This window comes from Cohnella xylanilytica, from assembly GCF_014212175.1.
GTDB classification, from domain to species: domain Bacteria; phylum Bacillota; class Bacilli; order Paenibacillales; family Paenibacillaceae; genus Cohnella; species Cohnella xylanilytica.
Genome location: NZ_JACJVR010000020.1, coordinates 72,172 through 92,674 on the forward strand (window position 1 = coordinate 72,172; position 20,503 = coordinate 92,674).

Here is a 20,503-nt window from a genome sequence, read left to right on the forward strand (position 1 = left end):
CCATACGGTTGTGTTATGAATATACGGAGAGGATGATTACTTTTGGCGAACCGCGTGAAGGCAAGCCCCGAATTCAGAAGGCTGTGCAACGAATTTTCGGCCATTCTGGGCGGAACGGAGCATGAAATTACGAAGGGTCCCGTTTGCTTCGTCTCTAGGAATCGGAAAGTGAACGCCGCCATCTTGGGAAGACGCACCACGTCCCCTCTCGTCCGGTACCAGCTGTTCTCGTTCGAATCGCTGGACAAATCGGGGCGAGCGTTGTGTCTGGGGGAGACGGCGCTCTTCCAGAACCAGGTCAACCGGCTGCTGTCCAATCTCCGCAATAACGGGATTAAAGTGACGGCGGTCCATAACCATTGGTTGTTCGAGAAGCCTCGTCTGATGTATATTCACTGGGAGTCGATCGACGATCCGATTGCATTCGCGAGAAAAGTAAAGCGTTCTATCGCCTTTTTGGGTTAACGATAGGAGATAACCGCAGCAGCGCAAAGGCCGTTCAGCTCCTCCTCCGAGAGGGCTGTCCGGCCTTTTGCGCATGGTTGTTCAGGCATAGTGAAGCCGGCGACGGAAGTTACTTGTCCATCTGCGCCAGCATTCTCAGCAGGACCGTTACGGCTTCCGCTCTTGTCGTTTTGGAGCTGCCGTCGAAGAGGTTGGCGCCGGATCCTCCCATGATGCCGAGCTCCTTCAGGGCCGCCGCCGCTCCTCTCGCCCAAGACGGGATGCTCCGGTCGTCCGCGAAGCCGCTAGACGCCTTCGGATCGCTAGTCAGCTTCAGCGCCTTGGCGATCATCGCCGCCATCTCCGAACGGGCGATCTCGGCATCCGGGCGGAAGGAGCCGTCGTCGTAGCCGTTGACGATGCCGGCTTGAACCGCTTGGGCGACCGCTTGCCGCGCCCAGCTCGGGATCGTCGCGGCGTCCGCGAACTTGAGGGCCGTTCCTTCGGCCGACGGCTTCAAGGCATTCATGAGCATAACCGCGAATTCCGCGCGCGTCACGGTGCGATTCGGCTTGAAGGTGCCGTCGGGATAGCCGTCGACGATTCCGCCGCCAACCGCTTGCCGGATCGCGGTCTCGGCCCAGTGTCCGGAGATGTCGCTGAAGGCCGCCTCCCCTTCGGAAGGCTTATCGGTGGAAGGCGGATTCACGGCGAATACCGCGAATTTCGTAAAATGGTCCGTTTGCGCGGCGATATGGCGATCGCCGACGGTTCCTCCGACTTCTGCCCACGCTTTCTTCGCTTCATCGTAGTAGAAGATCGCCGCTCTCTGATCGGACTTCAAGCTTGCGGGTCAAATGCGAAGGTTATCGTAACCGGCAGGAGGAAGTTCTCCGGGATGCTCTTTTGAATGTCATAGATCGAGCTTTTCAGCGCGAGCTCGTCGGAGAGCAGGTTTTGAACGTCCTGCACTTTGACGATCGTGATCGTCAGCTCTTTATTCGTGGCGCCTGCCGGAACGTAGACCGAGACCTCTTCGCCCAAGCTGACTCGCCCCGCCCGGCCCGCCGGCAGCGTTAATCGGCCGTCCGTCGACAGAATCGGCCCGTCGTTGGACGATGAAGAGGTCGCTCGCGCCGTCATGACGGAATAGACGTTCGAATTCGTCGTGCCTTGCCCCGGATTGCCCGCGAGGTCGGTGACGCCCGAGTTGACAAGCCCGATGGTATTGGTCGCCGCGCGAGTGTGGGCCTTCGGCGTGAACGTCGCCGTCCAAGTAAGGCCGCCATCGGACGAGTTGACCGCGCTCAGCGTGCCGTTCGCGATGGTCAGATCGTCGTTCGCGAAGCCCGTCACCTTCTCCGAGAAGGTAATCGTCACGAGGGATGTCTCGCCGGCGGTCAGCGAAGAGTCGGCGACCGCGATGGCCGCCGTCGGCCGCTTCGTATCGATGGCGTAGCTGTTGGAGGCGGTCATGCCTGTCCCCGCGTTCCCGGAAGCATTGGCGACGCCTGCATTGTCGAGCGAGATGACATTGGCCGGAGCTTCCGCGTCGGCCTTCGGCGTAAACGTCGCCGTCCAGGTGATGCCGCCGTCGGAGGAGCCGACCGCGCTTAGCGTGCCGTTCGCGATGGTCAGATCGTCGTTCGCGAAGCCCGTCACCGCCTCGGAGAAGGTTATCGTCACGGGAGACGTCTCGCCGGCGGTCAGCGAAGAGTCGGCGACTGCGACGGCCGCCGTCGGCCGCACCGTATCGATGGTGAAATTGCCGGAGTTCGTCGTGCCCATCCCCGGATTGCCGGCGAGATCGGTTACGCCCGAGTCGTCGAGCGTAATGGTATTGGTCGCGGCCCGAATGTCGGCCGTCGGCGCGAACGTCGCCGTCCAAGTGAGGCCGCCGTCGGACGAGGCGACCGCGCTGAGCGTGCCGTTCGGGATCGTCAGATCGTCATTCGAGAAGCCCGTCACCTTCTCCGAGAAGGTAATCGACACGAGGGACGTCTCGCCGGCGGTCAGCGAAGAGTCGGCGACGGCGACGGCCGCCGTCGGCCGCTTCGTATCGATCGCGTAGTTGTTGGAATGGACGCTTCCCGCCCCTGCGTTGCCGGCGAGATCCGTCACGCGCGTGTTGTCGAGCGAGATGACATTGGTCGTATCCTCGATGTCGGCCGCCGGCGTAAGCGTCGCGGTCCAAGTCATGCCGCCGTCGGACGAGGCGACCGCGCTGAGCGTGCCGTTCGCGATCGTCAGATCGTCATTCGCGAAGCCCGTCACCGCCTCGGAGAAGGTTATCGTTACGGGAGACGTCTCGCCGGCCTTTAGCGAAGAGTCGGCGATCGCGATGGAAGCCGTCGGCCGCTTCGTATCGATCGCGTAGTTGTTGGACGCGGTAACGCCTGCTCCCGCATTCCCGGAAGCATTGGTGACGCCCGAGTTGTCGAGCTCGATGATATTGGTTGGAGCCTCTACGTCGGCCTTCGGCGTGAACGTCGCCTTCCACGTGATGCCGCCATCGGAAGAGCTAACCGGGCTCAGCGTGCCGTTCGAGATAGTCAGATCGTCGTTCGCGAAGCCCGTCACCGCCTCGGAGAAGGTTATCGTTACGAGAGACGTCTCGCCGACCGTCAGCGAAGAGTCGGCGATCGCGATGGAAGCCGTCGGCTGCGTCGTGGCGATGGCGAAGGGGTTGGAGCTCGTCGTGCCTGCCCCCGAATTGCCGGCGAGATCGGTTAGGCCCGAGTTGTCGAGCGTAATGACGTTGGCGGAGGAGCTATGGTTGTCCGCCGGCGTGAAGGTCGCCGTCCAGGTGATGCCGCCATCGGACGAGGCGACCGCGCTCAGCGTCCCGTTCGGAACCGACAGATCGTCATTCGCGAAGCCCGTCACCGCCTCCGAGAAGGTGAACGTTACGAGGGACGTCTCGCCGGCCGTCAGCGAAGAGTCCGCGACGACGATGGAAGCCGTCGGTCGCTTCGTATCGATCGCGTAGTGGTTGGAAGAAGCGCTTCCGGCCCCTGCATTGCCTGCGCGATCCATGACGCCTGAGTTGTCGAGCGAGATGACGTTAGTCGTATCCTCGATGCCGGACGTCGGCGTGAACGTAGCGGTATACGTGACGTTATCGTCTGTGCGAAGCCCGTTGAGCGTCCCGTTCTCTTCCGCGAGATCTGCAAGCGTAAAGCCCGTCACGGCCTCCGAGAAGGCGATCGTCACGAGGGAGGTCTCTCCGGCGGTCAGCGAAGGGTCCTCGACTGCGACGGCCGCCGTCGGCCGCTTCGTATCGACCGCATAATTATTGGACATGGTAGTGCCTGCTCCCGTAATCCGGTGAAACTGGTTACGCGCGAGTTATCGAGCTCGATAACATTGGTCGGATCCTCCACGTCGGCCGCCGGCGTGAACGTCGCCGTCCAAGTAACGCCGCCATCGGAGGAACTAACCATGCTCAACGTGCCGTTCGGGACCGTCAGATCGTCATTCCCGAAGCCTACGCTCTCCGAGAAGGCGATCGTCACAAGAGACGTTTCGCCGATCGACAGCGATGTGTCGGCGACCTCGATGGTTGCCGTCGGTCGAACCGTGTTGATGGCGAAATTGCCGGAGCTCATCGAACCGGTTCCCGGATTGCCGGCGAGATCGGTCAAGCCCGATTTGTCAAGCGTAATGGAATTGGTCGATGCGCGAATATTTTCCTTCGGCGTGAACGTCGCCGTCCAACTGACGCCGCCATCGGATGAGCTGACCGCGCTCAGCGTACCGTTCGGAATCGTCAGATCGTCGTTCGCGAAGTCCTTCACCGCCTCCGAGAAGGTGAACGTCACGAAGGCGGTCTCGCCGGCTGCCAGCAATGCGTCTGAGACGGCGATGGAATTAGCCGTCGGCTGCTTCGTATCGATGGCGTAGTTGTTGGAGACGGTGCTTCCCGATCCTGCAGTGCCTGTGGCGTTATCCTTCACTCCCGTATTGTCGAGCGAGATGACATTGTCGGTATCCTCTATGCCATCCGTCGGCGTGAACGTAGCGGTAAACGTGGTGTTATCGTCTGTGCGAAGCCCGCTGAGAGTGCCGTTCTCTTCCGTAAGGTCTGCAATCGTAAAGCCCGTCACCGCCTCCGAGAAGGTAATCGTCACGAGGGTGGACTCGCCGATAGTCAGCAATTCGTCGTCGACTTCGATGGTCGCCGTTGGAGCCGCGGCCAGGGCGATTCCGGCCGGTTTTAAACCTATCAAGCCGTTCAGGATCATAATGACTAACAAGGAAGCCCCAAGTCTCTTCGCATAAGGCATGCTAATCGTCCCTTCTCTTAGCAATGAACGTCGTATATTCCCTAGAAAATGAGAAGAATTCGTCCCTCTCATTCTACCATATTTTGCACAACCGCCGTTTCGACAATTTCCTCCCGATTGCAATCCCGCGGCTTCCCGTGTTAGAATGGCTTTACTTTATTTGGAACGGAGGGTTGCGTGTGATTGACTTTATCCGGGTTCGTTCTTCGCGCGGCTAATCGTTAGCGCCAAGGTTCTGCCTGTGTGCAGAGGACTCAGGATAAGTCTGTCTCATGCGACTTGTATATTCGGAAGCGCGGAAGGCACTCCCCGACCCGACATAGGGGGAGTCTCTTGCCGCCGTTCCGGAGTCCTCTTCCCCGTACGCAGAACGCACAGGCCGCGGCGCCCGTGTGTTTTTTTGTACCCAAATCCGACTTGTGAAGGGGAGGACCTTCTATGGAACAACCGAACAACCGCGCCGTCATCGTCGGCGTGAATTTGAACGACCGCCCCGGCTTCGCCTATTCGATGGAGGAGCTGGCCAATCTCGCGGAAGCCTGCAACATCGAGGTCGTCGGGCAGCTGACCCAGAACGCGGTCAAGATTAACAGCTCGCACTACATCGGCACGGGGAAAATCGACGAGCTGTCGGCGCTCGCGCTAGGGAGCGACGCCTCGACCGTTATTTTCAACGACGAGCTCTCTCCTTCTCAGATCCGCAATCTGGAGAGCGCCTTGCAGAAGCGGGTGATCGACCGGACGATTCTGATCCTCGACATCTTCGCGGAACGGGCCCGCACCCGGGAAGCCCAGCTTCAGGTGGAGGTCGCGAAGCTGCAGTATATGCTGCCCCGCCTCGTCGGCCTGCGCGAGTCGCTCGGGCGGCAAGGCGGCGGCTCCGGCCTGAAGAACAGGGGAGCGGGCGAGACGAAGCTGGAGCTCGACCGCCGGCGCATCGAGGACCGGATCGCGGCCCTCCAGCACGAGCTCGAGAAGCTCGTCGCCCAGCGCCAAGTACAGCGCAAGCAGCGGCACAAAACCGGCGTGCCCGTCGTCTGTCTCGTCGGATACACCAACGCGGGCAAGTCCAGCCTCATGAACGCCGTCCTTCAACGGTTCATGCCGGACTCGGGCAAGCAGGTGCTGGCCCAAGACATGCTGTTCGCCACGCTGGAGACGTCGGTCCGCGCCATCGAGCTGCCGGACAACAAGTCGTTTCTACTTACCGACACGGTCGGCTTCGTCAGCCAGCTCCCGCACTATCTCGTCAAGGCGTTCCGCTCGACGCTCGAGGAAGTGGCCGAAGCCGACCTTCTCATCCAGGTCGTCGACGCGTCCAACCCGGAATACGAGCGGCATATCGAGGTGACGAATTCCACCCTCGAGGAGCTCGGCGCCGACGGGATTCCGATGATCTACGCCTACAACAAGGCCGATCTGACCGGCCAGCCCTACCCGCGGGCCGACGGGGACAGCGTCTATCTCTCCGCCAGGCAGGGAGCGGGCTTGGAGGAGCTGATCGCGCTCGCGAGAGAGCGGATCTTCCGGGATTACATGCTGTGCGAAGTCGTGATCCCGTTCTCGGAAGGACGGCTCGTATCCTACTTCAACGCCAACGCGCACGTTCGGTCGACCGAGTACGAAGAGAACGGCACTCGCCTGATCATGGAATGCAAGAGGGCCGACTACGAGAAGTACAAGGAGTTCTTCGTTCAGGCGGAAGCGACGGAATAGACTCGGATGGCATGTAAAAAGGAAGAGAGCCGGGCCCCCGACTCGGGAGTAACCGGCTCTCTCTACCCTATACGGGCTTCAAGTCCGCTTCATACCATAACGGCAACGATGGATTCGAAAGGAGATAGGCCATGATGAAGACGAAGTCCTGGCGGCTATCGACCAAGTGGGGCTATGCCGCATCCCTTGCTCTCGTTCCCTACGCGATTCTTAAGACGCTATGGGCGAACGGAGTGCCCTTCCTCGCTTCCGCCGAAGGCATCGAGGAGCTTCATGCTTCGATGACGGCCGACGCCGATCCCCTCAGCCGATCTTTGTACGTCCGCGGCATCGATACGACCGCCTTATTGGCGTTGATCGCCTCTGTGCTCGCGCTGGCCTTGGTCCGGGATTGGGGAAGAAGGGTCCCGCGCTGGATGCTGCTCGTCCCGTCCTGCGCGGGAGGTCTGTTCTTCATCGTCATCGGCTTGACGACCTTCGCCAGGCTGATCGCCGGCACTATCGACCTCGCGGACAATCCGGAATTCGACCCTTGGGTGCTGCTCCCGGTATACGGAGGCTTCCTGACTTGGGGAGTGACGATCAGCTTGGCCTCCCTGTCCTACGCTATCCGAACGAGCCGTTCCGCAAGTTCGAGAACCTGATCGGCGCCTCTTAGCGACCGATCGCCACGAATAAGGCCAATACCAGGAATACGACGTTCACGCCGATCTGCCGGCTCTCCTTGCGACGGATATGGAATCCGGCTCCCAGCAACACGACGACGGCCAGCGCGATGGCGGCGATCGGCGTCAGAACGGGCGCGATGCCGGTCGCCTCGGGCACGATCAGGCCGACAGCCCCGATCAGCTCCGCGATGCCGATGAAGAATACCAAACCTCTCGGCACTTCTCCCGCCCAAGGCCAGGACGATTTGGCCTTCTCGTATTGGAACGCCTTCATCCAACCGGAGAAGATAAATCCGAGCGCGAGAAGCCCCTGCACGATCCATAACGCGATATTCATCGTTCCGTTCGCCTCCTCTTGTACGTCTTAGACGCCCAGACCTATAATATTTTGTAGAGGAACGATTCGGAAGTAGGCACTTCATCTAAACCCGGTATAGATAAAGTAACCTCGGGAGGGGAAGGGAAGGAGGGCACCGAGTGGAGACTTATTGCAAGTTCGAGACGGCGCTGGACATCCTGACCGGCAAGTGGAAGCCGGTTATTTTGCTTAACCTATTCAACAACGGAACCCTGCGATTCAGCGAGCTTCAGAAGGCGATTCCGGACATCACCAAGAAGATGCTCGCTCAGCAGTTAAGAGAATTGGAATACCACGATATCGTTCGCCGCGAGGTATATCCCCAGGTTCCCCCCAAGGTCGAATATTCCATCTCCGCGTACGGGCGGCGGATCGCCCCCGTCTTGCAGGCGATGAACGACTGGGGAGTCGGGCATATCGAGCATATGAACGAGTTATACGGGGAAGAACGGAAGGCGGAATCATTCCCGGGCAACTGAATATACCCATGGCGAGCAGAAGCTTCGCTTTTCCTCAGATCATCTGACTTCATGCCATTCGATTGCTTCCCTCAATGAATCTTATTGGAGGATGAACCGATGACCATTCAAGAGCAGACGATTATCCATGCGGCCGGCAACAAGATTCGAACGGGCGACCGGGAGATTCCGATTGTCGGGAGAATTGACGAGCCTCTGATTCTGATATTGGACAACGTATTAAGCTTCGAAGAGTGCGACGCCCTGATCGAACTGGCCGGAGAACGCATGAGGCGGGCCAAGGTCGGCCAGTCCCGCGTCGTCAGCGACGTTCGGACCGGCAGCAGCATGTTTTTCGAAGAGAGCGAGAATGAATGGGTTCGGACGATCGAGACCCGTGTCTCCGAGCTGATGAACGTCCCCCTCGCGCATGCCGAGCCGCTGCAAATCTTGCACTACGGGCCCGGCGAGCAGTATCAGCCCCACTACGACTACTTCGCGTCCGGCGACGTCGTCAACAACCGGATCAGCACGCTGGTCATGTATCTGAACGACGTGGAAGAGGGCGGCGAAACGTACTTCCCGTCGCTTCGGTTCGGGGTAGCGCCCAAGAAGGGCGGCGCGGTCTACTTCGAATACTTCTACGGCGACAAGAGGCTGAACGAATTGACGCTGCATGCGGGGAATCCCGTGACGGCCGGGGAGAAGTGGGTCGCGACCCAATGGATGAGAAGGCAGCAATATCGCTAGATGCAGTTGGAATCATGGCATCGTTTTAGGAGGAGCTTGCATGACGAATGAGAACGAGATTACCCCCTACCAAGAGAGCGATCACGACCGGTTAGTCGAGATTTGGTACCGGGCCGTCCGTCGGACCCATACCTTCCTGACGGAATCGGACATCGAATTTTACCGCGGGATCGTTCGGAACGGGGCCTTAAGAGCCGTCGAGATCTGGGTAAGCCGAGACGAGAACCGGGAACCGGCCGGGTTTATCGGGCTGGACGGCGCCAAGATCGAGATGCTGTTCGTCGATCCCGATCGCCACGGAAGGGGCATCGGCACCCGTCTGATTGAGCATGCCCAGCAGCTTAAGGGAAGAGCGCTGCAAGTCGACGTGAACGAGCAGAACGAAGGCGCCTGCGCGTTCTACAGACGGTTCGGCTTCGTGCAGACCGGGCGGTCGGAGCTGGACGGATCGGGCAAGCCGTTCCCCTTGCTCCATATGGAATTCAGCGAGAGGGGAACGGCTTAAAAGGTTGATTAGGGCTCGATCACGATACGATCCAGCTTAAGGCGAACCGGGTTCGCGATCGTATCTCCGACCGGGCATTTGCTCTCCAGGAATTGCACGAACCGCTCCACGTTCTCCGCGGGCGAGTCCGTCTTGACGTAGAACGTATACCGGATATCGGAGTAGCCCGGGCGAACTTCGGAGCGGTTGAAGAACCCGTCGAGATCCAGGTCCCCTTCGACTTCGACCCGGAAATCCTCCAGCCTCACGTCGAACTTCGGCGCATAGACTCTGGCCACGATCGACTGGCAGGCGCCGAGGGAGGCCAGCAGCGCTTCAACGGGATTCATGCCCGTATCCGTGCCGCCCAGACTTCTCGGCTCGTCGATGATCAGTTCGAATTGCCTGACATTCGTGACAACCCTGACTCCGTCTTGCAGATGCGCCGTCGCTTTGAACGTTTGAACATTGGGCATGAGACGCCCTCCTTTACTGGATCCGGTTCATAACCGGATCAACTTTTTTTGTTTAATTCAAACTTATTTAATAGGCTTAGTGTGTATTATAATCTGATCCCTCAAAATCTGTCAATTTGGCGCGAGGATACTCCAACTGCCCAATCGCTTGGGCGGCGAAGGGAGATGGGATGCGCTAGCGGTTCCGGATGACGCTATTTTATGGGCAGTTAGAGCTAGCGCCTGCCCCTAGCAAGAACACAAAAAACGAGCCGAAGCCCGCGGATAAGGGACTTCGGCTCGTCGTCGCAATCGGAATCGGAATCGGGAAGGCTATCCGATTCGGCTACTTCAAAATATACTTCGCGAGACTTCCTCTCGAATCGAGATAGAACGTGTTCGCGTCGTAGAAGCGGACGTCTGCCTGGTTGAACAGGGCATCTTCCATCACCAGAGAGTGCTTAACCTGCAGCGTCCGCGAATCCATCACATAGAAGGCGGCCTTCTTGGGCTCGGGCTTCGTCGGCAGGAAGCCCGGTCTCTCGGTCGCGCCGAAGACGATGCTTCCGTCGCCCAGCCGTTGAAGCGAGCCTTGACCCGGCAAATCGTCGAACGTCTTAGCCGCGATCAATCGGTTGCTCGTGTCGTACAGGCTGAGCTTGTTCTTCTCTTGGACGAGATAGTTGTTGCCGACGGAGACGAAGAAGGAGTCGTAAATCGTCTTGGCGTAGACGACGCCTCCATAGACGGTATCGGAACCGTACTCGCCGTCCTGCGTCGATCTGGGCAGAACCCGGCTCCACTTCAATTTGCCGTCCGGCGAGTAGCCGTATAAGGTCTCGACCCCGGTCTTCGCATGATAGACGGGGACGAGCAGCGTTCCGCCGCTCAGAACGTCGAACTCGGCATGTACGGCATTGAAATATTCCGGCGGCAGAACGGCCGTCGCGATTTTCTTGCCGGAAGAGATCGAATAGATCTCGATCGTCGTCGTGCTCTTCGGCGCTTTGTAGTTGACGACCCCGACGTAATCCCCCTGGATATGGCGAATGCCGGCGTCCTTGAATTTCCGGGTATAGAGAGTTTTGCCTTCCTTCGAATACAGGGTGAGGGTGGTGTCTAATCCGGCATCCAAGGTGATGACCGCAATGCGGCCGTCGCCGAGCACCTTGTAGTTGTTGGACCCGCCGAACGTCTTGACCCACCGCTGCTTGTCGTTCGAATCCAGGGCGACGAGCCTGTCTAGCGTCCGGGCGCCCGATTTGACCTTGTCGATGTAGTAGGCGTTGCCGCTGAGATCCATGTCGAACGAGTTATAGGCTAGCGGGGCGGTATGCATCCACTTCGTCTTCCCGGTCGCGTCGTCCAGAGCGAGCAGCTTGTAGATCCTTTTGAGCTTGCCGGAAGAGCGATCCGCTTGGAACAAGAACGTATAGGCGGTTCTGGAGCCGTTGCCGTCGGACACGACGGGAAGGCGTCTGTCTCCCAAGTAGTAGGCATTTTTGGAGTCGGGCTCGGTTGACGTATTGGCCGGCATCGCGGCCGTCCATTCCGGCTGCGGCAGCCGGGTGAATTCCGCGGCGGACGCGGTCGGCGCCAAGGGATGAAGCGAGATCGCTAGGAAGGCGAACAGGACTAGCGGAAGGATTCTTTTAGCGAATAATCTCATGGCGGTACGATTCCTCCTGTCGGTTCTAGGGCGCAAACATTTCCTAAGTATACCATATGTCTTTGAGGTAAGACTTCGGTCGGATTTGCGCTCTGTGACCAAAAGCTTCACCTCTGCTCTAGCAGGCATTGCCATCGACCCAAGTCTCCGCCTTCACTAGGCGGGGCCCATCTTCTCCAGAGCCTCGACGGCGGCTTGAAGTTCGACGTCTTGCCCCTCGATATATTTCGCGGCGAACGTCTCCTCGTTCAGCGGCACTTGAATATCGGGCGAGACGCCGCCCCGGCCCTGGCCGTCGCTGTCGCCTTGAACGGCGCCCCGGGCGTTCAGAGATCGCCCGTCCGGGAAGCGAAGCAGGTAGCCTTCCGGCATCTTCGCCTCGATCGGACGGCTCATCACGCCGAAGGAGCCGTTCGTGGAGGTGAAGCCGACAAGGACGGTTCGGGGCTGCCCCTTCAGCACGAGCGGCAAGCCCTCCCCCGAGCTGGCCGTGTTGTGGTTGACCAAGACGGCGACCTTTCCTTTGTAACTCGACCCCTTAGGCGTTATGACGAGAGTCTCTCCGGCATTCTCTTCGAATCGGCCCGTCGTCCGGCTGTAATAGCTGACGGATTCGTAATGCCGCTTCTCCGAAGTTACATAACCGGCGATGGCCGCGGCCATATCGTCATCGCCGCCGGGATTATCGCGGACGTCGACGATCAGGCCTTTGACGGAACGCTTCCGAAAATCTCGAATCATCTCCGCGAAGGATTCGGCGGGACCGGGCACGGCATCGTTCGGCAGGAAATACCGGATCTTGATATAGCCGTATCCGTTCTCCAAGACGCGCCCTTCGACAGGGGCATCCGTCATCTTCAGCTTCACCTTGGTGGCCTTCAGGGTCGCATAGTCGTCGTCATAGGCTTGCAAGGTCGCTTTTCTCAACTTGTTCTCCGCCCGGCTCCTGTACTCGATCTCCACCCGGCTCCCGACCGCCGCCCGAGTCATGAACCGGCCCTGGTTCATCCTCCGGTCCCCGTCCGTCGCCGTCGGATTCTCGCTCCAGGCCGTCGCCCGATAGACGTCCGAAGCGGGCTTCCCGTTCCAGGCGACGATCTCGTCGCCCAGCGCCATTCCGCCGCGCTCCGCCGGACTGCCCCTAAGCAGCAGGCTGACGCGCACTTGGCCGTTATCCAGCAGGACAGCGCTGAGGCCGAAGCCGCCCCCGGCCTCTCGCTTGAAGACGGGATTGTCCTCGTACAGGGCTTCGTTGACGATCTTGACGTGACCGTCCCGGAACGAGAACAGGTACTCCCGCAGGGTCTTGTAATAAAGCTCCTTGTCGCGCTTCTTCTCCGCTTCCAGGAAGATCGGCTCATACTTGCGCTCCATAGCTTCCCAATCGACCTGCTTCCAGTCGCCGAAGGGATATTCCTTGGACAGCCGCTCGTTCAACCGGATGAACGCCTCGGAGTAGCTTAACTCCCGGAAGTCGCTGGCCGGGTTGTAGCGCATCTCCCCGGCGAGCAGGAGCGCGAGGACGATCGGGCTCATGGCGGCGAGACACGACGCGGCGCGGACGATCGCGCGGAGTCTCTTGCGCTTGGGAAGCGGGGCTTGCCGCTTGGGCGCCCAGATTCTTTTCGCCGTGCACAGGAACAGCAAGCCGCTCAGGCCGTACAGAATCAAGGCCGGCAGGGTCGCATCCCCGCGAAGCAGGCTCAGGGCGGACGTCAGCACGCCCGCGCTCGGCACGAAGTCGATCCACCGGGAAGGGCGGCGAGCCGGGAAGGCATACCATCCTAGCAAGAAGAGCTCGATCGCGCACAAAACCATCTCATACGGGGTTAGCCACTTATACGCCCCCAACAAACTATCCGCCAAAGTACTCATCGCTTAGCCTCCAGTGCAATCGTTGAAATATCCGTTACGCTGGAAGAGTAGAAGCGAAATATGAACGGAGCGTGAACTCGCGCGAGTTTGGCGGAAGAAGCGTTTAACGAGACGGGGAGATTGGAGCGGCGTTCCGCGGCAGCCGGACCGTGACGGTCGTGCCTTGCCCGGGGGAGCTGGCCGCCTCGATCCGACCGCGGTGAAGGAGAACGATCCGCCTGACGATGGACAGCCCGAGGCCGCTGCCGCTGCCGCTTCGGCGGGACCGATCGGCTTTATAGAACCGTTCGAAGACGCGATCGAGATCCTCCGTCGGAATCCCGATCCCGGTGTCTGTTATCGTGACCTTATATTCGTCGCCTTCGGGAGCGATAGCGACGGCGATCTTCCCGCCTTCCGGGGTGAACTTGATGCTGTTGCCCAGCAGGTTCGTCCACACCTGGTTCAGCTGGTCGGGGTCGGCCTGAATCTTAAGCACGGGGGGCAGCGACAGCTCGAGGTCCAGCCGCTTGGCGGACCACAGCGGTTCCAAGGCGACCGCGGCCTGCCGGATGCTCTCGTCCAGATGGAAGGTCCGCGCCGCCATCGGGTGCTGCTCCGATTCGAGGGACGCCAGCTTCAGCAGGTTGTCGCTTAGCCGGGATAGCCGATCGCTCTCGGACAAAATAATGTCGATATAACGGGAGCGGTTCTCTTCCGTCGTCAGCCCCGGGGATTTGAGCGCCTCGGCGAAGCCCGAGATGGACGTCAGCGGCGACTGGATCTCGTGCGAGACGTTGGAGACGAAGTCCTGCCGCATCTGCTCCAACTGCTTCAGATCGCGCGCCATCCCGTTGAAGCTGCGCGCCAGCTCCCCGAGCTCGTCTTGGCGCTTCGCCGGCAATTCGACGTCGAAGCGGCCCTTGGCCAGCTCCCGCGTCGCCGCCGTCAACGCCCGCAGGGGCTTCACCAGATAGCGGGCCGCCGCCACAATGCACAGGCTGCCGACGGCAAGCGCCAGCAGCAGAAGCGCTGATAGAAGCTGCAGAATCGTCCCCTCGTTCTTGGAAGAGGTCAACATAAACAAGCCGTAGGTGCGGCCTTCGGAGGCCAACGGGAGGCCTACCGTCAATTCGTCCGCGCCCCGAAGCGCGGAACGGTAAGCTCGCCCGTCCAGAACCTGCCGAACCGCCTGCGGGGCAAGGCTGGCAGGAAGCTTCTTCATCTCCCGGCCGTAAGACCGGTAATGGTCCTCGTCGCTGAACAGAACCATCGGATAGGAGACCAGCTTGGAAGCGTGCGTCAGGAAGCCGTCGAGGTCCTGCGGACGCGTCAGCTCGTAGAGACGGATAATCCGCTCGCCGGCGCCCGTCATCTCCTCCTGGCCGAGGCGGTTCAGCTTCGGCTGGAACAGGGCGAGACCGACGATCAAGGACGACAACAGGCTGATGATAATGATGACCAGAAAAGTCAGCACGACACGGACGTATAAGGTCTTCATTCCGCGTTCACCACGAGCCGGTAGCCGAGGCTGCGGGCCGTCTCGATACGGAAATGCTCGGCATCCCCGGCGAAGCGCTGCCGCAGCCGCTTGATATGGACGTCGACCGTCCGGTCGTCTCCTTCGTAATCCATCCCCCAGATCTGGACGATAAGGCTCTCGCGGGTGAAGATCTGTCCGGGATGGCCGGCGAGCTTGAACAGCAGCTCGAATTCCTTAAGGGGCAGCGTCAGCTCCTCGCCGTCCCGGATCACCTTGTTGCTGCGCCCGTCGAGCACGATTCCGCCCAGTCGAATGAGCCGGGACGCGGCGATCCGGTACCGCTTCAGCAGCGCCTTGACCCGCATTACCAGCTCCATGGGGTGGAACGGTTTGGTCAAGTAATCGTCGCTGCCCAGCTGGAAGCCCCTCACCCTGTGAACCGCTTCCCCCTTGGCCGTCACCATGAGCAGGGGGAGGTCGGCATCCCGCTTGCGAATCTCCCGGCACAGCTCCCAGCCGTCCATGAGCGGCATCATAATATCGAGAATGACCAGCTGGACGTCCGCCGCCGCGACGAGCGCAAGCGCATCCTCGCCGTTGTCCGCCTCCGCGACTTCGAAGCCTTCGTTCCGCAGATAGAGGCTCATCAGCTCGCGAATATGGGGGTCGTCGTCGGCAATCAGAATTTTCACCATAACGGCGCCGCGCTCCCTTCCTGTGTTCCTGACCTGACATATTATAGCAGCGAGAATCGCGCCGGGAATAGCCGCATGCTAGGTTCGGGTGGTATTATTAACCCTATTACGGCAGGAAATAGATCCCAGATGCATGAGGGTAGGTGATCTTATGAACGATCCTTTTCGACTACCGCATAAGTACGGGCAGGATCTGCCGATCTACCGGGAGGCCCTTCGGCGTCAAGCATCGTTTAACTCGAGGTGAAAAGCATGGATATTGTCATTCGGGAATTCGCGGCCGGAGACGAGGACGCCTACGGGAAGATTGACGACAGCTTCGTCGTGGATTCGATTCTCGTTCCTTCGCTGAAGGGGCGGGAATTCGGCTTCGCGGTGGAGTCCGTTCCGAGCTATACGAAGAGCTATAAGGACGAAGTAAATTCAGACGCGGAGAACGAGGACGAAGACTGCTCGGAATCCGTCGGCGGCCCGGACCGAATCCGATATCTGGCTTGGGCCGGCGATGAAGCGGCGGGACGCATCGCGTTGACCCGGAACTGGAACAAATACGCGCTAATCGAAGACATTGCGGTGGACCGAAAGTTCAGGGGACTCGGCATCGGCCGGAAGCTGATCGACCGGGCCAAGCGATGGGCCAAGGACGGCGGAATGCCCGGGCTTATGCTGGAGACCCAGAACAACAACGTGAACGCCTGCAGGTTCTATCAGAGCTGCGGCTTTGTCCTGGGCGGAGTCGACCGTTATCTGTATCGGGGCATTCCGAGAAATAAAGACGAAGTCGCGTTATTCTGGTATTTGCTCTTCGAATAAGACCGCCGTAGTGCCGAGGGAGCGCCGCGGAGATAGCAAGAAGCAGGGGAAAGGCCGCGCCAGGCGCGGCCTTTCTTCCTTGCTCTATTCCGCCGGAACGGGCCGATCGGCCGGCGCCGGTTTCGAATACCTTTTGTGAAGCCATATCGTTTGAACGATCAGGAAGATACCGCCCACGGCCCAATACAGCGGCAGCGCCGCCGGCATCATGAGGGCGAAGACGCCCATCAGGATCGGGGACAGCAGCCCAAGGAACGCCAATGACGGGTTGGAGTTCTGCAGCTGCTGCGCCGACTGCGATTGCGATACGCGGAACTGGACATAATACACGGCCGCGGCGATCAGCGACAGAACGATGTCCGGCTTCCCTAAGCTAAACCACAGGAAGTCGTGCGCCGCGATCTCCGGGGTCCGGCGTATGGCGTAGTAGAAGGCGAGGGTGATCGGCCATTGAAGGAGCATCGGCAGGCAGCCTATGCCGAGCGGATTGAACTGATGCTTCCGGTAGAGCTGCAAGACCTCGGCTTGCTGCTGCTGCTTGGCCTCCGGGCGGGTATCGTCCTTATACTTCTCTCGAATGGCGTCCAGCTCCGGTTGGAGGACGGCCATCTTCTCCTTCGCCGCCGTCTGCTTCTTGGTTTGATTCATCATAAGCGGCAGGATCGCGAACCGGATCAATACGGTCATCAGGATGATCGACAATCCGTAATCTCCATCGAAGGCATTCGCGATAGATTGAATCAGGAACGAGAAGGGATAGATGAAGTAGTGGTTAAAGAACCCCGGCGAAGAGGCGGATATCGGGGCCGACTGGGATGCCGGCGAGCATCCGCTTAATAGAAGGATCGGAATGATTCCGATCCAAGCGAGGCGAGCGGGCTTCGCCCATCCTCGAGGCATCGTCATCTTGGTCATTGTTGTCCTCCCTATTGAATGTATGGAACATACAATAGAGAGGGGAGCAATCCGCATCGCCATCCGGCGCTTCCTTGCGCCTGACGGTACGAGCCATCCAGCGCTGAATGACGTTCAGCCGGGGAAGGCCGACGGGGACGCACGGAGTCGGACCGGCGGCGGCCGCGTGGTGGCTCCAAGCGACCTCCCTCGCGGAGAAGAAGAGCGAGGAGAGAGAGCCGATCGAAGCGAGAAGGCCGACGGACAGCACCAATAGTTCGATCCACTGATCCATCCCGGTCCGCCTCCGATCGCTCCGAATTGTCCGAAAATATAATTTATATTATATCACGGACATGCTCGAACTCAAACTTGGCGCGCCGCGTACAGGAAGCGGACATATCCGATCTCGGCGGCATTCTTCATGAGCTCCAGGTTGAGCCAGGCGGCAAGCTCATAGAACGGCTTATCGCCAAAGGGCCACTTGGTTCGCGAGCGGGAGTGCAGTTCAGGCTCCGGCAATCGGGCGAACGCAGCCTCCCATTCTTTTCTCAATTGACGAATTCGATCGATCGCTTCCTTCGCGCTTCCGGGGCAGGGAATCTTCTCACGCGTCAGCGCAGCGTCCCCGAACGAATGGTCAAGGACCATGGACCACCAGAACAGGATGTGCCACGTCAGCCAAGCGATGCTGGCCGGTCCGATCTCGTACCCTTCCGATTCCGGCCAATCCGCGCGCCATTCCCCCGATTCGTTAACCAGATGAAGCCCCGTCGAGGCGGGCCTCCAGAGAAATTCGTCGTCTTCCAGGCCGGCTAGATGGATGTCGAGCATCTGGCAGGAGATCTGGTATTGGAATTGAAGGACGTCTCGGACCGGGGCGTTAGATAACGGCGGTTCATTCTCTTTCATGGGTTGAGCCTCCTTCTCTGCTTGATGTTGTCTATTCAATATATAGCCAAATTATAAATACGTTTATGATTAGTGTAAACAATATGCTATTTCGTTTGTTTATATCGCCAATCAAAGTATCAGGGCAGCAGCTGTAGAAAAGACTTCGTCGCCGAGGACAAGGGAACCCCTCGAAGCGTGGCGATCCCGATATGACGGGCGGGTATCGGAGGATTAAGCGGGATCTCGACGAGCTCGCCCGTCCTTAGCTCCTCTTGCACGTAATCGCGAATGACGAAGGCCAGGCCGAATCCGCTGCGCGCGAATTGGACGAGAAGGTCGATGCTTCCCAGCTCGAATTCGGGCTTCAATGTAACGCCATGCGATGCCGCGTAATCGTCCAGATAACGCCGCGTGCTGGCTCCCGCTTCGAGCAGCAGGAGAGGATACTCATTCAGGGCGTCGATAGGGGTCGCGCGGCCTGCCGCCAGCTCCCGATATAGGGTTCCCCCGACGAGACAGTCTTGCAAAGGCGCGCTCTCGCGGAAATCGACCTGCTTATCCAAAGCGGGCAAGCTTACGATGCCGAAGTCGATTTTGCCCTCCTTCAACAGCGCGAGCGTCTCCGGCGTCGTCCGGTTCGTGACCCGGATCCGGACGGAGGGATGACGTTCATGGAACCGTTCCAGGTAAGGCAGCAAAAAATGCTTGCACAACGTGTCGCTCGCCCCGATCGCGATCTCCCCGCTGTTTAATTGATTCATCTCCGCAATCGCCTTTTCTCCGATCTCCACGTAATTGAACGCTTGCTCCAGGTAATGGAACAGCACCTCGCCTTCCTTGGTCAGAGTCACTCCCTTAGTCGTGCGGAAGAACAGCTGGCCGCCGAGGGAGCTCTCCAACTGCTTAACGGTATGGCTGACCGCCGGTTGGGTGATGTGAAGACGCTCGGCCGCACGCGACAGACTGCCCGTTTTCGCGATCCAATAAAAAACGCGGTACCACTCCAAATTGACTTCCACCCGGCATTACCTCTCTTTATATCGGATATTACGAATATCAATTATTCTAATATACTTCTTTGCCTTTATCATTAACTCTGCAAGCTATTACAGAATCTGGAGGTTAGAGAAGATGGCTGTTAAGGCAATAGTGGGTGCGAATTGGGGAGACGAAGGAAAAGGGAAAATGACGGACGCGATGGCCGCGCAATCGTCGTATGTGGTGCGATATCAAGGCGGGAGCAACGCGGGGCATACGATTCTCAATCCTCTCGGAAAATTCGCGCTGCGCATGCTTCCTTCGGGAGTGTTCTACCCGAACGTCGTGAATGTGATCGGCCCGGGAGCCGCCCTGGACGTCGAGGTGCTGCGGAACGAATTGCAATCCTTATCGGAACGCGGTGTTCCCGATCCCCAATTAAGGATATCGGAGCGGGCCCAAGTCGTACTGCCGGTGCATCCCCTGTTGGATGAGCTGGAGGAAGAGAGATTAGGGGGAAGGAGCTTCGGTTCGACGAGGCGCGGAATCGCCCCCTTCTATGCCGATAAATATGCGAAACTCGGAATCCAGGTCGCCGATCTGTTCGATTCATTCCGTCTGCGCGAGCGGATCGAGCGCTTGCTTGAGAGCAAGAACGTGTTGCTTCAGCATCTTTACGGGCAGTCTCCGGTCAAGGCCGAAGAATGGATCGAACGGCTAAGCGGGCATGCCGAGCCGCTGGCGCCGTATGTCTGCGACACGACCTCTTTGCTGCATGAAGCCCATGGAAGAGGAGAGACGATTCTTCTGGAAGGACAGCTCGGGGCGCTTCGGGACCCGGACCATGGCATATATCCGTTCGCGACGTCGTCTTCCACGCTTGCTGGCCATGCTTCGGTCGGTGCGGGAATTCCGCCTCATTGGATAACCGAGGTCGTTGCCGTCACCAAGGCCTATTCCAGCTGCGTCGGCGCCGGACCGTTCGTAACCGAGTTGGAGGGGGCCGAGGCCGAGGAGCTTCGCCGCAGGGGCGGAGATGCCGGCGAGTATGGCGTCGTAACCGGCCGGCCAAGGCGAGTCGGTTGGTTCGATGCAGTAGCGACGCGTTATGGCTGCGGAATCCAAGGGGCGACGACGGTCGCTCTGACGAATCTGGACGTGCTCGGATATTTGGACGAGATCCCTGTATGCGTAGGGTACGAGACGGAGGAGGGGTTCACGGACCGATTCCCGGTCACCGCCGGATTGTTCTCCGCCAAACCTGTCTATAAGCGGCTTCCGGGGTGGAATCGCGATATCTCTCGGATGGGTCGGTATGAAGACCTGCCCGAGGCCGCTAGGCGTTATGTCGAGTTTATCGAATCGAAGATAGGCGTCGCCATATCGGCGATCTCCGTCGGCCCGAGACGGGAACAAGTCATCGCGCGATAAGGCTATTCTCGACTTCATGGACTCGTTCCTCGTTCCTTAGCCGTCATTCTAACGAACGTCACGGCTCTTAATGACTCATCCGATGGTCAAAATAGGCGTTTTTTTGCAAAATAGGCGCGTCTGTGTCCGTTACGTTTTTTCAACCTTAGGGATTGTTGGGGGCTGGCAATTGC

The 20,503-nt window shown here is 59.3% G+C and carries 21 protein-coding genes; 9 read left to right on the forward strand and 12 right to left on the reverse strand.

The features are described 5' to 3' along the window. The first annotated feature begins 42 nt into the window (after positions 1-42). The gene (locus H7B90_RS06655; RefSeq protein ID WP_185135080.1) at positions 43-465 is read left to right on the forward strand and encodes a DUF1259 domain-containing protein; all 423 of its coding nucleotides are present in this window, start codon (positions 43-45) and stop codon (positions 463-465) included. A 109-nt stretch (positions 466-574) separates the two neighbouring features. On the opposite strand, the gene H7B90_RS06660 is transcribed toward H7B90_RS06655, so the two are convergent. From H7B90_RS06660 to H7B90_RS06670, 3 genes are read right to left on the reverse strand one after another with little or no spacing between them, the layout of a single operon-like run. Then, positions 575-1,288, reverse strand: a complete 714-nt coding sequence (locus H7B90_RS06660; RefSeq protein WP_185135081.1) for an S-layer homology domain-containing protein — start codon at positions 1,286-1,288, stop codon at positions 575-577. Continuing rightward, on the reverse strand, positions 1,285-3,747 hold the full coding sequence (locus tag H7B90_RS06665) for an Ig-like domain-containing protein (protein ID WP_185135082.1): 2,463 nt from the start codon (positions 3,745-3,747) through the stop codon (positions 1,285-1,287). The genes H7B90_RS06660 and H7B90_RS06665 overlap by 4 nt, the downstream gene beginning before the upstream one ends. Beyond that, complete coding sequence (locus H7B90_RS06670; protein WP_185135083.1) at positions 3,678-4,730, reverse strand: Ig-like domain-containing protein; 1,053 nt, start codon at positions 4,728-4,730, stop codon at positions 3,678-3,680. Before H7B90_RS06670 ends, H7B90_RS06665 begins: the two co-directional genes overlap by 70 nt. 438 nt (positions 4,731-5,168) lie before the next feature. On the opposite strand from H7B90_RS06670, the gene hflX reads away from it, so the two are divergent. Both hflX and H7B90_RS06680 read left to right on the forward strand, forming a co-directional pair. Continuing rightward, complete coding sequence (gene hflX / locus H7B90_RS06675) at positions 5,169-6,446, forward strand: GTPase HflX (RefSeq protein ID WP_185135084.1); 1,278 nt, start codon at positions 5,169-5,171, stop codon at positions 6,444-6,446. Positions 6,447-6,577: 131 nt separating this feature from the next. Then, entirely contained in the window at positions 6,578-7,090 is a 513-nt protein-coding gene (locus tag H7B90_RS06680; RefSeq protein WP_185135085.1) for a hypothetical protein, read from the forward strand. A gap of 10 nt (positions 7,091-7,100) precedes the next feature. Here H7B90_RS06680 and H7B90_RS06685 read toward each other — a convergent pair whose 3' ends face one another. Continuing rightward, complete coding sequence (locus tag H7B90_RS06685; RefSeq protein ID WP_185135086.1) at positions 7,101-7,451, reverse strand: DoxX family protein; 351 nt, start codon at positions 7,449-7,451, stop codon at positions 7,101-7,103. 140 nt (positions 7,452-7,591) lie between these two features. On the opposite strand from H7B90_RS06685, the gene H7B90_RS06690 reads away from it, so the two are divergent. The 3 genes from H7B90_RS06690 to H7B90_RS06700 all read left to right on the forward strand — a co-directional run bounded on the left by H7B90_RS06690 (position 7,592) and on the right by H7B90_RS06700 (position 9,185). Further along, positions 7,592-7,951: a winged helix-turn-helix transcriptional regulator gene (locus tag H7B90_RS06690; protein ID WP_185135087.1), complete on the forward strand. Its 360-nt coding sequence runs from the start codon at positions 7,592-7,594 to the stop codon at positions 7,949-7,951. 99 nt (positions 7,952-8,050) lie between these two features. Then, positions 8,051-8,680, forward strand: coding sequence for a 2OG-Fe(II) oxygenase (locus H7B90_RS06695; protein ID WP_185135088.1), 630 nt, complete (start codon positions 8,051-8,053; stop codon positions 8,678-8,680). A 40-nt stretch (positions 8,681-8,720) separates the two neighbouring features. Beyond that, positions 8,721-9,185 (forward strand): acetyltransferase, encoded by a 465-nt coding sequence (locus H7B90_RS06700; RefSeq protein ID WP_185135089.1) that lies wholly within the window; start codon positions 8,721-8,723, stop codon positions 9,183-9,185. A gap of 8 nt (positions 9,186-9,193) precedes the next feature. Here H7B90_RS06700 and H7B90_RS06705 read toward each other — a convergent pair whose 3' ends face one another. The 5 genes from H7B90_RS06705 to H7B90_RS06725 all read right to left on the reverse strand — a co-directional run bounded on the left by H7B90_RS06705 (position 9,194) and on the right by H7B90_RS06725 (position 15,320). Beyond that, entirely contained in the window at positions 9,194-9,640 is a 447-nt protein-coding gene (locus H7B90_RS06705) for an OsmC family protein (RefSeq protein WP_185135090.1), read from the reverse strand. A gap of 325 nt (positions 9,641-9,965) precedes the next feature. Next, a complete protein-coding gene (locus H7B90_RS06710) occupies positions 9,966-11,288 on the reverse strand; it encodes a hypothetical protein (RefSeq protein WP_185135091.1) in 1,323 nt (440 codons plus the stop codon). 156 nt (positions 11,289-11,444) lie between these two features. After that, the gene (locus tag H7B90_RS06715) at positions 11,445-13,163 is read right to left on the reverse strand and encodes a S41 family peptidase (RefSeq protein ID WP_185135092.1); all 1,719 of its coding nucleotides are present in this window, start codon (positions 13,161-13,163) and stop codon (positions 11,445-11,447) included. A gap of 103 nt (positions 13,164-13,266) precedes the next feature. After that, a complete protein-coding gene (locus tag H7B90_RS06720; protein ID WP_185135093.1) occupies positions 13,267-14,643 on the reverse strand; it encodes a sensor histidine kinase in 1,377 nt (458 codons plus the stop codon). Beyond that, complete coding sequence (locus H7B90_RS06725) at positions 14,640-15,320, reverse strand: response regulator transcription factor (RefSeq protein ID WP_185135094.1); 681 nt, start codon at positions 15,318-15,320, stop codon at positions 14,640-14,642. Before H7B90_RS06725 ends, H7B90_RS06720 begins: the two co-directional genes overlap by 4 nt. 252 nt (positions 15,321-15,572) lie before the next feature. Between H7B90_RS06725 and H7B90_RS06730 the strand changes: the two genes are divergently transcribed. Beyond that, on the forward strand, positions 15,573-16,133 hold the full coding sequence (locus tag H7B90_RS06730; RefSeq protein WP_185135095.1) for a GNAT family N-acetyltransferase: 561 nt from the start codon (positions 15,573-15,575) through the stop codon (positions 16,131-16,133). A gap of 84 nt (positions 16,134-16,217) precedes the next feature. Here H7B90_RS06730 and yidC read toward each other — a convergent pair whose 3' ends face one another. After that, positions 16,218-17,048, reverse strand: coding sequence for a membrane protein insertase YidC (gene yidC, locus H7B90_RS06735; protein ID WP_260410819.1), 831 nt, complete (start codon positions 17,046-17,048; stop codon positions 16,218-16,220). Between the two features lie 107 nt (positions 17,049-17,155). Between yidC and H7B90_RS06740 the strand changes: the two genes are divergently transcribed. Continuing rightward, entirely contained in the window at positions 17,156-17,317 is a 162-nt protein-coding gene (locus tag H7B90_RS06740; protein ID WP_185135096.1) for a hypothetical protein, read from the forward strand. A gap of 76 nt (positions 17,318-17,393) precedes the next feature. Here H7B90_RS06740 and H7B90_RS06745 read toward each other — a convergent pair whose 3' ends face one another. Then, positions 17,394-17,939, reverse strand: a complete 546-nt coding sequence (locus H7B90_RS06745) for a DinB family protein (protein ID WP_185135097.1) — start codon at positions 17,937-17,939, stop codon at positions 17,394-17,396. Positions 17,940-18,058: 119 nt separating this feature from the next. Next, positions 18,059-18,940: a LysR family transcriptional regulator gene (locus H7B90_RS06750; RefSeq protein WP_185135098.1), complete on the reverse strand. Its 882-nt coding sequence runs from the start codon at positions 18,938-18,940 to the stop codon at positions 18,059-18,061. 112 nt (positions 18,941-19,052) lie between these two features. Between H7B90_RS06750 and H7B90_RS06755 the strand changes: the two genes are divergently transcribed. After that, complete coding sequence (locus H7B90_RS06755) at positions 19,053-20,330, forward strand: adenylosuccinate synthase (RefSeq protein ID WP_185135099.1); 1,278 nt, start codon at positions 19,053-19,055, stop codon at positions 20,328-20,330. The last annotated feature ends 173 nt before the right edge of the window (positions 20,331-20,503 follow it).